Origin of the sequence: Streptomyces sp. NPDC056061 (genome assembly GCF_042266885.1) — a bacterium.
Lineage (GTDB): Bacteria > Actinomycetota > Actinomycetes > Streptomycetales > Streptomycetaceae > Streptomyces.
In genome coordinates, this window is sequence record NZ_JBHJWQ010000055.1 from 15,858 (window position 1) to 25,384 (window position 9,527).

Genomic DNA, 9,527 nt, shown 5'->3' on the forward strand with positions numbered 1-9,527 from the left:
GCCTTATGCAGCGCGCCACAGAGGCGCTTCCTCGTTGACCCGGCGCACCCACTCCAGGCACTTAGGGAGATTGACGTCAGGCCCGAAGGCCACGTATGTACCGTCAGCGGACTGACAGCCGATGGAGTGGGCATATCGCAGCCGCTTCAGACTGTTCACGCGGCCCATGTGGACCCACTTACCGCGTTGCCTGGCCTCAGTTGTCAGCGCACGGGCGTGCTCGCCCAGCTTCCATTCCGTGTCGCCGCCCAGGAACAGGACATCGAAGGCGTCCCACGGAACTGCCAGCGCTTCCAAGCCGTTCTGCGCGACGAGCGCCGCCGGGTACCCGCGTCTGCGTATCTCCGGCAGGAACGGCAGTGACCTCGTCATCGTCTTTGCTGCGTCGCCCACCACGTCAGGCGCCGTCGCGAAGAGACAATCCCGCGCCCGGTCACCATGCGCTGACAGAAAGGACAGGTACCCATCGTCACCCGGGTACCCGCGGCCAAAGCACCCGTTGTCGGCGCCCCATGTCTGGCCCGCCGGGAGGATGTTGCCCTGTGCGGGCGTCTGCATCCACCCCAGCAGGCCGGCCGCCATGGCTGCGCGAACCTTAGCCCCGGACGGCGTCGTCAGATACAGCACGCTGGCTCCAGACGTAGCGGACGGCGCGGGCCAGCAGGACCGGTGCTACGACGGCCACCGTCGCCCAACCCTTCCCGACGAGCTGTCCGCCGACGGCGAGCGCCGTCACCGGAAATCCAGCTACCCACAGGAAGACGAACGTGTCGACGACGGCCCCGATCAGGTTCGATGCAGCTGCCGCCCGCACCCATCCCCGCTTGCGCAGCTTGGTGTAGACGCCCATATCCAGCAGCTCCGCCAGGCCAAACGCCAGGGCGGATGCCAGTGCAAGCGCCGGTGTAGCCGTTAGCGCAGACACAGCGCACGCGATGGCCAGGGCGATAAGCGCCACTCGTCGCCCTGCGGCTTCCTGGACGAGGTCACGGAGCACGAACGACGCGCCTGCGAAGACCGTCCCTGCCGTAGCCATGAGGCCAAACCCCACTGGCCACAATCCGGCCGACGCAGTCATCATGTTCGCGGCAATCACGCCCGCGACGTACCCCGCCATCGCGAGCCCTGCGCGTACCTTCATCTCTCCCCCTGCTGTAGTTGTCCTACGCACTCAGCCCCCGGGACCGAAGTCACCGGGGGCCAGGTAGGTGCGCTAGTCGACTTGCGCTACTCGTCGTCGCCGACGGCGCTGAAGAACACCACGTCGTCGAGCGTGGTGGTGTACGCCTCTGCGTGCTTGTCACCTCGGTAGAGCGCCAGAGCGACCCACCTGCGCGCCTCGTCGAGGGTCAGCGGCTCGTCGTCGACGGTGACGAAGCCCTTGAACTCGATGCGCTGCTTCACGCGCCCGCCTCCAGGGCAGTAGTGATCGTCCTTGTGGCAGAGGTAGCGCACGCCGTCTACGGTGTGATGCTCGGCGTCTTCCGTGTCGTCGGGCGTCACGCTGCCTCCTCGAACCGCTCGCCCCACTGATCGCGCGGGATCTCCAGGAAGAAGACACGGCCGTCCCCACCGACGCCCTGCGCAAAAATCCGCAGCCCTCCGCGTCCCCTGTCGTACGCGATGGCCTGGCGGACAGCCTTCTTCGTCGCGTGCGCCTTCCACTCCTCTCGTCGGAAGGGGACGAAGCTGATGTACGGGGTCACGCTGCCTCCCGATGGTGCGCGTCGTGCTCAAGCCACGCTTCGAAGGCGTATTCCTCCAACAGCGCCTCCGCGTCCCGCAGCCGGTTCATCAGTCGGACGTCGGTCCGCAGGTCCCGTACGACGTAGCCGTCTGCGGTGCCCTTCATGCGCCGCTTGACGACGGCGCAGCCGAACGGTTGGCCGGCGTGCCCCGCCTCCTTGTTGGCCTGAGCGATGTAGGAGGGGAGCTTGATCTCCTTCTCCGCCTTCGCTTCGAGGGCGTGGAGGTAGTAGCCGTCGACGTCGCCGATGTCCTTCGAGCCCATCTGAACGTTGCGATGGGCGCTCGCGTTGTGGTGCTCACGGAGGTAGGCGACGATGGCCGACTCCCATGCCGAGCCTTTTTGCTTACTGGGGTTGCTCACTTCGCTGCCTCCCAGCACCGGAGGAAGAACGCGACCTCATCCGGATAGCGGTCCACGCCGTCGTCCTCCCCGCACTGGATCGACTTGTGGTGGTCGTAGTCCAGCTCCGCGATGTACGCGCGGAGGGTCCGCTCCAACCGGGCGGGGTCGAGCTTGTCAGCGTCGGGGCGGATCTCGGTGAGGGGGCCGTGATCGTCACGGGCGACTTCGATGGTTTCCTCCATGCCCACGTGCCATGACTCGGTGTTCGGTCCGACGGCCGTCAGCCGCAGTTCGCCCGGTGTTACCTCCGTCCAGGTGTCGCCGTCGCAGTCGAGGAACTGCCGTGCCATCAGGTCTCCTCTCGATTGATCAACCGAACGTCCGCCCCACGCCGCCATGCGACTCCGATAGCAGCCCAGTAGTGCGGCCAGTCGCGCCGCTCCGTAACGTCCTGGCGGACGAGGACGAGACTCCCCGGGCCGGCGGAGCGGATGTCGCCAAGTGCCGGGGCCGTGGTAGCGGTGATGGTGAGGGCGGTCACGCGGTGACCAACGCCGAGCGGGCAACATCTTCCGTCACCGGCTCTGGTACCAACTCCCCGTAGGCGGCTGCGGACTGGTCCATAATGCGGAAGGCCGCTGCCGTCAGGCTCACGGCACTCGCTTCGGCCTCGGCGACGGGCATCCGGTCGTCATCAATATGACGACGCCGAAACTCATGGACTACCACCGAAACGTCCCTGTGCCGCAGTGCCATTGTCAGGTCCATAGCGTCTCCTAGGCTCTGGTTGCGCTCCTACGCACTCAGCCCCCGGGCCACGTGGGCGCCGGGGGCGGGGTGTTGTAGCTCAGCAACGGGTGAAGGGGCCCCATGTGTCGACGGCGTAGGCGATGGGGTAGGCGCCCGACGTGATAGTTAGGCGGCTCTCCCAGAAGTCGCCGAAGAGCGCGCCGTCGATCACGTCGAAGCGCCAGAAGTCGCCGACCTTGTCGATGTAGTCAACACCGGGCACGTACGTCACGCCGTCGTAGGTGTAGGGGTCGGCCGTGTCGTCATCCACCGGGGTCAGCTCCGCGACGTGGATTGAGTCGTCGCCACCGTCGAACTCCACGATGTACGGGTGAGAGTCGTCATCCTCAGCCCGCCACGTCTCGGCGTTGCTCGTGATCATGCCAGTTCGGCCGTGGCAGTCCTCCGCGTACGTCGCCCGGTCGACGCGGACGCGGGTGCCGACGGGAACAAGGACGGGCGTGTCGTCGACCACCTTCGTCATGACGTGCGCCAGGGCCGAGAACTCCCGCGGGGCGTCACTGTCATCCGGCGGCTCCGCCAACTCCACGATGTAGATGTCATCGTTGACGCCGTACGGACCGTACTGAACCGTCGCACGGGATCCGCTGGTGCTCAGGGTGATGACGTCGCCGACGGTGAAAGCCGGGGCCGGGGCCATGATTTCCGAGCCGCTCGCGCCGAAGTACGTGCCGTCCGCCATCTCCAGCAGATACACCCCAGAGCTCCACCGGGTCCGGTAGGGGCCGAACCGGACGACGCACCCACCACCGGTCGCGTGCTCCACCGTGTCTCCGACCTTGAACTCTGCCATGCTCTCTCCTCCGTGAATGCCGTGCGAAGGCCCCCGCATCGTCGGTGTGCGGGGGCCGTTGTGTTGTGGTCGGTCAGGCGGTCGGGGCGTCTCCGATGACGACGACGTGTTCCGTGCCGATGTACTGCGGTTCGAGCGTCGAGCGGGCGGAGAATCCAGAGTCGCGGCCCGTTGGCTGCACCTTCAGCCGCGGGACCACGCGACCGGCACGCCTGTCGCTCATGGTCTCCAGGACCACAGCCTCCGTCTGGCGGACGCGATTCCCTCGCCGAGTGGCGTAGACGATGAGCTTGTCCTTGCGGATCTCGGCGCCTGTGAAGTCAGTGAGTCGGGTCTTGGCCATGTGTGCTCTCCTCAGTGTGAGTGGCGCTGCTCACTGGCAGCGCCATGCGGTCCATCGCTAGTTCGTGGTACTCGGAACGAATGTCAATTCCGATATAGCGCCTGCCGAGACCCAGTGCCGCCATTCCGGTAGTCCCCGAGCCACTACATGGGTCGAGTACGGTGTCACCGAGGCGAGAAGATGCCTTGATGCACCTCTCCGGTATGTCGACCGGGAACGTCGCAAAATGCGCGGCGGGATACGGGCGCGTACTGATGGACCACACATCGCCCGGATTCCTACCGCGAGATGCCTGGGCCTCGTCCAGCCCCCAAACCCCCCGGGCAGTATTTGCCTTGTTGGCGGACTTGTGGACCCGCCTGGATAGCTTCCGATCCCCGGTGTATGGGACACGCACAGCATCAAGATCGAAGAAGTACCGCGACCCCTTGGAGAACAGGAATATATTCTCGTGCCGACTCCCCATTCGGTCTTTCACGTTCGACGGCATAGCGTTCGGCTTGTGCCACACAATCGAATTCCGTAGCGTCCACCCGGAGTCTTGCAGCGCGAATGCCACACGCCACGGAACCCCCATGAGTTGCTTACGGGGACCGTAGGCGTCACCAAGGTTCAACCATAGGGTGCCGTCATCGGCAAGCACGCGGCGCGCCTCGTCGAACAAGGCGGTCAAGCGGATCACGTAGTCTGCCAACGTGCGCTCCTGCCCGTACTGCCCCGGGTGTCCGTAGTCCCGCAGCCCGAAGTACGGAGGCGATGTCACAATCGTCTGCACACTTCCGGCCGCTAGACCGGAAATCTTCTCCAGTGCGTCACCCGTCAGCAGCTGGACCCGATCATCTGAGTAGTAGGCCCGTCTAAGCATCATGCGGCTATGAACTCCTCACAGATGATTGCCGGATCCCCGTCCGTGGATATCTGCTGAACCGATGCATTCGATCCGTCAGCGCAGTAGCCAATGAACTTGTATTGCCATCCGTCGGCCGATGTGAACCCGCGCGTCACCATGCGAAGTGCCTCTTCGCTGCTGTGCGCGCGGACAACCACGTCGTGGTACTCGTTCCAGTCCACCGCGTCTGTGCGGCTCACGAGATACAGCATCGGGTCACCCCGCCTTGAAGGACTTGAGGATGACGCCCGCGGGGCCGCGTGACTCCAGCCGCTCGACCGTCAGGTTGGAGCCGTCACGCTGGAACCCGGCGAAGTCGGCATCCCACCAAACGTGGTCGCCGTAGCGCTCCTCCTCGCCGTTCGTCGCGATCTTCAGCGCCGTCTTCTCGTCGCCCGCGCGGACCACAATTGCGTCGTGCTCGTCGTAGTGGGTGTGGTCCGTCCGGGACACCAGGAACAGGGCCATTTCTCTCCTCAGTGTGCGTAGAATCGTGCATGAGCGCCCGTCCCTCCTTGTCGCTACCAGGGAGGAGCGGGCGCTCGTTGTGTGCGCCGTGGCTGGTCAGGCAGCCATCGGGAGGTCAGCCGATGCGGCGCCGAGCACCTTGACGACCGGCTTGTTGTACGAGACGTCGCGACCGGCCTTGGTCCTGTAGCTGACGTTCTCGATGCTGAGCGTCGCCCGCACCGCGCCGCCCTTGACAGTCACGGTGTCGTCGTCCGCGTACTCACGGCCGCCCGCCTTGTCGATGTCGGCGATGACGGTGTGCAGCACCTTGACGAGCTCCCAGGAGCCGGAGTTGAAGCGGAAGAGCCCCAGCTCCGGGGCGTCGGCGAGCTTGAACGTGACGTCGACCGACGGCTTCGGCCCGCGGCCCGCGCGTGCCTTGTCTTTCCGGTCCTGGAAGGCGGGCGGGCAGCCGCACGGCTCGCCTCTGTCCTCGTCGGGGCTGAGGAACTTCACGCCGTCGCAGTGATGCGCCAGGCCCTGCATGCCGAAGAGCTTCATGGAGGCGTCGACGGCATCCGACGACTCGATGATGATCTCTACCGAGGCGGCGTCGGTCAGTACTTCGAGACTGTCTTCCTTCTCCGTGTCCCACTCCTCGGAGACACCGCCGAAGAGGGCCGACACCTTCGCGGCGACGACCGGGTCACCGGTCGTGATCCGCCACTTGTTCAGAGCCTCCGGCGCCTTGCCGACGAGACGGCCGGAGCGGAAGCGGCCCACGTAGTCGCTGGAGAACTGACGCTCCTTCGGCTTGGCGTCGGGGTCTGTCTCCCAGATGGCCTTGACGTTGTTTGCCATGTGTGTGAGTGCCTCTCGTTAGGTGCTGTACCAGCCGTTCGCGCCGGTACAGTAGTTATGGTGGGGTGGAGCCGAAATGTGACGCTCTTCCGAGCCTCAATTTTGAGCTCCGCAAGTCGACTAGCAGAGCTCAGTCGTCGAACTCACCGCGTGCGGCACGGCGGTGGAGGCGGTCGATGAACGGACGCCCCTCCCGCTCCGCGGCTTCGAGCTCGTACATCGAGTCGTAGATGGGCCGGAGGTGCGACTCCAACAGGTCTCGCGGGGTCGCAGCGCACATCGTCCAGTCGCGTACAGCCGTGACGTCAGCCGCGAACGCACGGAGGCGGTCGATCTCGCGGCGTAGCGCCGCAAGATGCGCGTCCTTCAGCGCCATGGCCTCCATACCGAAGTTCGCCTCATCGGCCGCACGCCGGCGGGCGGAGGTCCAGGCGAGACGGTAACGGTCGCGGGAAGCCACGTGTTCGGCGGATGCCTCCAGCAGCGCACGGAGCGCGTCACCCGTCGCGCGGGCCTCCCGACGCCACGCGTTAACTGTGTACCGGGCGTACCGCCAGGCAGCGCGCAGCGACCGTGCCCGACGTCGGGCCGACCTCCACGCCGCCGCGTAGCGGTCGCGCTCCTCCGTCAGCTCCTCCGCCCGGTGCTCCCAGTAGCCGACCAGCGACGTCAGTCGCTCGATCTCCGCATGAGCCTCCGCGACGTCGGCAGTCAGGTTGTCGGTGTCTGCCATCTCTCCTCCTCGATGTCCGTGTGTGCCTTGCTGAGCGCCCCCGGGCTCAGCCGGGTAACCGACATTGGAGGTTCCAGCGGCATCACCCTGAGCGGGCCCGCAAAGGCGTCCAGGCGCACCGAGTCGGGATCCTGGCCCATCCCCAACACAATCCGGGGAAGCCATCCGTCGTACCGCTCCGCCTTCAGCCGTGCCGCGTACCGCTGGTACATCCGGAGCTTCTCGCGCACCTGCCGCAGCTCCCAGTGGATCCGCTCGTCCTGCTCGATCTGCCAGAACGAGCGGCCGGCGTATCCGGGGAAGGTCTCACACCGGACGCACGCCGCTGCACGCCCGTGCCAGGGCGTCTCGCGGAACTCCTCGCGGGGTAGGCGGCGTCGGCAGCGACCGACACAGAGCAACACCTTACGGCCGGTCATGCCGCCTCCAACTCTGCCAACTGACGGTGATAAAACTTCAGCGCTTCGAGCCGAGTGCCCAGGTAGCTCGGTACATCGCCACCCGCCTCCAGATCCGCAAATCTCTTGCGGTAATGGGCAATGCGCTGCTTGCGCGCCGCTGCCGCCTCCTCCGCATCCGTCGGGAGAGCGCACTCCGGCAGCGCGTCAACGATGACGAGCCGGTCAGGACCGACGTGCACACGCTCACGAGGCGTACCCCATGACGCCGACCCTCCGTACGCCCGACGGACGACCTTTACCCACACGCGGCCCGACGGGGTGAAGCCGTCGATGATGCCCTCCACGAGCGCAATGGACCGGCCCACAGGGGCGCCGTAAATGCACAGCGCCCCTGTCACAATGTCAACGCCGCGTGCGTCCTGTGCGGTACTCACTTCCCACCGCCCGCGACAGCAGCCACCGTCGCCGCCAGCCACGCACAGGCGACGTGCTCCGCCATCGGTGGCGACCAGCCGCGCGACTCCAGATCGCGCCGCATGCCGTCAGCGAAGTCGTAGAGCGGCTCCATGAGACCAGCGGCTTCGAGGAGACCCGTTGTCAGTGCGTGCTTCATCTCCTCCGTGGAGGGCGGCTGTATGGGGTCGAACATCAGCGGCCTCCCCGCGGGTGGTCCCCAATGAGTTGGGACGCCTGCCGGAGACGGCGAGCGTGCTCCCTCTCCTCGTCGATACGGGCGACCGCGCGGCAGCAAGCGACCGCAACAGCCCGGCGGCCGTTGGGCTCATCCTCACGGACAAGCGCGGTGATCAGCAGCCGGGAACCGAACCGCTTCCGCCGCTCACGCACTTCTACTTCGAGGTAGCCCATACCGTCGTCCTTCACTCGGTAGAACCACCCCTCCGGCAGTTCCGGGGCCCCGGCCGCGACAAGTTCGGCCATGCTCATGCGCTTACCTCCAGATCCGCCAGGAGCGCGCGAGCGGGACGCTCGTCGTCGACCATGCCGAAGTTGTTCACGAGCCCCAGCGCGCGGCGGATGAGCTCCAGCTCCGCGATAGTCAGCTCCACGTCGACAGTGCCGGTGGACTTGATCTTGGCCATCAGTTCTCCTCCACGATCGCCAGAATCCGGCGGATGGCGTCGGTGCTCAGTCGCCGGGCAGGGGTTCCATGTCGTCGCTCGATTCCTGCTGCGTAGAGGCGGCGTTCCAATTCCGCATGCTCCAGGTCGGCCGCGTACTGTCCAGGGGTGCGCACCCTGTCGTGTCCGTAGTTGTCGTTCACCACTCCGTCGGTGCGGCTGAACCCCTGACGGTGGCCGGTGATGTACAGGTAGACGCGTCCCACCTTCGTGACCGTGACCTCCTGCGGGGTCGAACCTCGCTGGTACGAGCCCGTCAGGATCAAGGTGTCTCCGACCTTGACGTCCATGAGGTCATTCATGTCTGACCTCCGCCCGTGCTTCACGAACCCGCTGACGTTCTTCACGCCGTTGGTGCCAACGGCGTCGACCGGTGTGCGGGACGGGGAGGCTCACGGCGACCACTCCTTGTTGGCCAACTCGTTCAGCAGCGCGGCGCCCTCGTTGTCGCCCAGGTCGCGGAGGGCTCGGTATGCACGGATCAGCGCCTGATACCGCATCCGCTCCGCCGTCGCTACTCGTGACGGCTCGTACATCCACCGGGGGCGCAGCCTGAACAACAGCCCGTCACCCTCAACGGCGTCAACGGTGAGGTCGTCGCCGCTCATCGAACCGTTGGGGTATGCGAGGAACTCGCGAAGTCGCTGTGTGTCTCGGTGGTAGACGTAGATCGATGGGTAGCTCACTTCTCCACCTCCGGGTCGATGAAGTCGGCCGCACCCAAAAGCCCCTTGACCGCGTCATCGCCGTCCAGATACGGGAACTCCCGCTCCACGGCCTCGATGACGTCCTCCGCGCCGGCCCGGATCTTCTCCGCCAGTTCGTGCGCAATACCGTCGAGCAGCTTGCCCACCAGCTCGGCGTTGCCGTCGTAGTAGTACGTCAGGGCGTGCTTAGCCACGCTGTGAAAGCTCACGTCTGCACCTCCGGGTCGATGAGGTCGGCCGCAAGCATGGCGTCGGTACCGCTCAGCACCTCTTGCGACGCCTCAAAGGCTTCGTGGAACTCCGCACGGA

22 protein-coding genes are annotated in these 9,527 nt (G+C 65.9%); all 22 read right to left on the bottom strand.

Annotated elements, in window-relative coordinates; genetic code table 11:
• Positions 1–3: 3 nt before the first annotated feature.
• The 22 genes from ACFC79_RS36940 to ACFC79_RS37045 all read right to left on the bottom strand — a co-directional run bounded on the left by ACFC79_RS36940 (position 4) and on the right by ACFC79_RS37045 (position 9,427).
• Complete coding sequence (locus ACFC79_RS36940) at positions 4–627, bottom strand: hypothetical protein (protein WP_376249489.1); 624 nt, start codon at positions 625–627, stop codon at positions 4–6.
• Entirely contained in the window at positions 596–1,141 is a 546-nt protein-coding gene (locus ACFC79_RS36945) for a VUT family protein (protein ID WP_376249491.1), read from the bottom strand. Before ACFC79_RS36945 ends, ACFC79_RS36940 begins: the two co-directional genes overlap by 32 nt.
• Positions 1,142–1,227: 86 nt before the next feature.
• Positions 1,228–1,404, bottom strand: a complete 177-nt coding sequence (locus tag ACFC79_RS36950) for a hypothetical protein (RefSeq protein WP_376249492.1) — start codon at positions 1,402–1,404, stop codon at positions 1,228–1,230.
• A 95-nt stretch (positions 1,405–1,499) separates the two neighbouring features.
• Positions 1,500–1,706 (bottom strand): hypothetical protein, encoded by a 207-nt coding sequence (locus ACFC79_RS36955; RefSeq protein ID WP_376249494.1) that lies wholly within the window; start codon positions 1,704–1,706, stop codon positions 1,500–1,502.
• Positions 1,703–2,110, bottom strand: a complete 408-nt coding sequence (locus tag ACFC79_RS36960; protein WP_376249496.1) for a hypothetical protein — start codon at positions 2,108–2,110, stop codon at positions 1,703–1,705. The genes ACFC79_RS36955 and ACFC79_RS36960 overlap by 4 nt, the downstream gene beginning before the upstream one ends.
• Complete coding sequence (locus ACFC79_RS36965; protein WP_376249498.1) at positions 2,107–2,442, bottom strand: hypothetical protein; 336 nt, start codon at positions 2,440–2,442, stop codon at positions 2,107–2,109. The genes ACFC79_RS36960 and ACFC79_RS36965 overlap by 4 nt, the downstream gene beginning before the upstream one ends.
• A gap of 187 nt (positions 2,443–2,629) precedes the next feature.
• Complete coding sequence (locus tag ACFC79_RS36970) at positions 2,630–2,860, bottom strand: hypothetical protein (protein ID WP_376249499.1); 231 nt, start codon at positions 2,858–2,860, stop codon at positions 2,630–2,632.
• A gap of 79 nt (positions 2,861–2,939) precedes the next feature.
• A complete protein-coding gene (locus tag ACFC79_RS36975; RefSeq protein WP_376249501.1) occupies positions 2,940–3,695 on the bottom strand; it encodes a hypothetical protein in 756 nt (251 codons plus the stop codon).
• Positions 3,696–3,768: 73 nt separating this feature from the next.
• Positions 3,769–4,038, bottom strand: a complete 270-nt coding sequence (locus ACFC79_RS36980) for a hypothetical protein (protein ID WP_376249503.1) — start codon at positions 4,036–4,038, stop codon at positions 3,769–3,771.
• Positions 4,016–4,906, bottom strand: coding sequence for a DNA-methyltransferase (locus ACFC79_RS36985; RefSeq protein ID WP_376249505.1), 891 nt, complete (start codon positions 4,904–4,906; stop codon positions 4,016–4,018). Before ACFC79_RS36985 ends, ACFC79_RS36980 begins: the two co-directional genes overlap by 23 nt.
• Positions 4,903–5,139, bottom strand: a complete 237-nt coding sequence (locus tag ACFC79_RS36990) for a hypothetical protein (RefSeq protein ID WP_376249507.1) — start codon at positions 5,137–5,139, stop codon at positions 4,903–4,905. The genes ACFC79_RS36985 and ACFC79_RS36990 overlap by 4 nt, the downstream gene beginning before the upstream one ends.
• A 4-nt stretch (positions 5,140–5,143) precedes the next feature.
• Positions 5,144–5,395, bottom strand: a complete 252-nt coding sequence (locus tag ACFC79_RS36995; protein ID WP_376249508.1) for a hypothetical protein — start codon at positions 5,393–5,395, stop codon at positions 5,144–5,146.
• Positions 5,396–5,491: 96 nt separating this feature from the next.
• A complete protein-coding gene (locus ACFC79_RS37000; protein ID WP_376249510.1) occupies positions 5,492–6,238 on the bottom strand; it encodes a hypothetical protein in 747 nt (248 codons plus the stop codon).
• Between the two features lie 130 nt (positions 6,239–6,368).
• Positions 6,369–6,971 carry a hypothetical protein gene (locus ACFC79_RS37005; RefSeq protein ID WP_376249512.1) on the bottom strand — a complete coding sequence of 201 codons (603 nt, stop codon included), beginning with the start codon at positions 6,969–6,971 and terminating at the stop codon, positions 6,369–6,371.
• Positions 6,950–7,390, bottom strand: coding sequence for a hypothetical protein (locus ACFC79_RS37010; protein ID WP_376249514.1), 441 nt, complete (start codon positions 7,388–7,390; stop codon positions 6,950–6,952). Before ACFC79_RS37010 ends, ACFC79_RS37005 begins: the two co-directional genes overlap by 22 nt.
• The gene (locus ACFC79_RS37015) at positions 7,387–7,716 is read right to left on the bottom strand and encodes a hypothetical protein (RefSeq protein WP_376249516.1); all 330 of its coding nucleotides are present in this window, start codon (positions 7,714–7,716) and stop codon (positions 7,387–7,389) included. The genes ACFC79_RS37010 and ACFC79_RS37015 overlap by 4 nt, the downstream gene beginning before the upstream one ends.
• Positions 7,717–7,802: 86 nt before the next feature.
• The gene (locus ACFC79_RS37020) at positions 7,803–8,021 is read right to left on the bottom strand and encodes a hypothetical protein (RefSeq protein ID WP_376249517.1); all 219 of its coding nucleotides are present in this window, start codon (positions 8,019–8,021) and stop codon (positions 7,803–7,805) included.
• Positions 8,021–8,317 (bottom strand): hypothetical protein, encoded by a 297-nt coding sequence (locus ACFC79_RS37025; protein WP_376249519.1) that lies wholly within the window; start codon positions 8,315–8,317, stop codon positions 8,021–8,023. The genes ACFC79_RS37020 and ACFC79_RS37025 overlap by 1 nt, the downstream gene beginning before the upstream one ends.
• On the bottom strand, positions 8,314–8,472 hold the full coding sequence (locus tag ACFC79_RS37030; protein WP_376249521.1) for a hypothetical protein: 159 nt from the start codon (positions 8,470–8,472) through the stop codon (positions 8,314–8,316). Before ACFC79_RS37030 ends, ACFC79_RS37025 begins: the two co-directional genes overlap by 4 nt.
• Positions 8,472–8,813, bottom strand: coding sequence for a hypothetical protein (locus ACFC79_RS37035; RefSeq protein ID WP_376249522.1), 342 nt, complete (start codon positions 8,811–8,813; stop codon positions 8,472–8,474). Before ACFC79_RS37035 ends, ACFC79_RS37030 begins: the two co-directional genes overlap by 1 nt.
• A 90-nt stretch (positions 8,814–8,903) precedes the next feature.
• Positions 8,904–9,197 (bottom strand): hypothetical protein, encoded by a 294-nt coding sequence (locus ACFC79_RS37040; RefSeq protein WP_376249524.1) that lies wholly within the window; start codon positions 9,195–9,197, stop codon positions 8,904–8,906.
• Entirely contained in the window at positions 9,194–9,427 is a 234-nt protein-coding gene (locus tag ACFC79_RS37045) for a hypothetical protein (protein WP_376249525.1), read from the bottom strand. Before ACFC79_RS37045 ends, ACFC79_RS37040 begins: the two co-directional genes overlap by 4 nt.
• Between the last annotated feature and the right edge of the window lie 100 nt (positions 9,428–9,527).

Excerpts from the sequence above, each read along its gene's own strand:
- ACFC79_RS36945 (WP_376249491.1), bottom strand. The coding sequence starts at position 1,141 with ATGAAGGTACGCGCAGGGCTCGCGATGGCGGGGTACGTCGCGGGCGTG.
- ACFC79_RS36965 (WP_376249498.1), bottom strand. The coding sequence starts at position 2,442 with ATGGCACGGCAGTTCCTCGACTGCGACGGCGACACCTGGACGGAGGTA.
- ACFC79_RS36970 (WP_376249499.1), bottom strand. The coding sequence starts at position 2,860 with ATGGACCTGACAATGGCACTGCGGCACAGGGACGTTTCGGTGGTAGTC.
- ACFC79_RS36975 (WP_376249501.1), bottom strand. The coding sequence starts at position 3,695 with ATGGCAGAGTTCAAGGTCGGAGACACGGTGGAGCACGCGACCGGTGGT.
- ACFC79_RS36980 (WP_376249503.1), bottom strand. The coding sequence starts at position 4,038 with ATGGCCAAGACCCGACTCACTGACTTCACAGGCGCCGAGATCCGCAAG.
- ACFC79_RS36985 (WP_376249505.1), bottom strand. The coding sequence starts at position 4,906 with ATGATGCTTAGACGGGCCTACTACTCAGATGATCGGGTCCAGCTGCTG.
- ACFC79_RS36990 (WP_376249507.1), bottom strand. The coding sequence starts at position 5,139 with ATGCTGTATCTCGTGAGCCGCACAGACGCGGTGGACTGGAACGAGTAC.
- ACFC79_RS36995 (WP_376249508.1), bottom strand. The coding sequence starts at position 5,395 with ATGGCCCTGTTCCTGGTGTCCCGGACGGACCACACCCACTACGACGAG.
- ACFC79_RS37000 (WP_376249510.1), bottom strand. The coding sequence starts at position 6,238 with ATGGCAAACAACGTCAAGGCCATCTGGGAGACAGACCCCGACGCCAAG.
- ACFC79_RS37005 (WP_376249512.1), bottom strand. The coding sequence starts at position 6,971 with ATGGCAGACACCGACAACCTGACTGCCGACGTCGCGGAGGCTCATGCG.
- ACFC79_RS37010 (WP_376249514.1), bottom strand. The coding sequence starts at position 7,390 with ATGACCGGCCGTAAGGTGTTGCTCTGTGTCGGTCGCTGCCGACGCCGC.
- ACFC79_RS37020 (WP_376249517.1), bottom strand. The coding sequence starts at position 8,021 with ATGTTCGACCCCATACAGCCGCCCTCCACGGAGGAGATGAAGCACGCA.
- ACFC79_RS37025 (WP_376249519.1), bottom strand. The coding sequence starts at position 8,317 with ATGAGCATGGCCGAACTTGTCGCGGCCGGGGCCCCGGAACTGCCGGAG.
- ACFC79_RS37030 (WP_376249521.1), bottom strand. The coding sequence starts at position 8,472 with ATGGCCAAGATCAAGTCCACCGGCACTGTCGACGTGGAGCTGACTATC.
- ACFC79_RS37035 (WP_376249522.1), bottom strand. The coding sequence starts at position 8,813 with ATGAATGACCTCATGGACGTCAAGGTCGGAGACACCTTGATCCTGACG.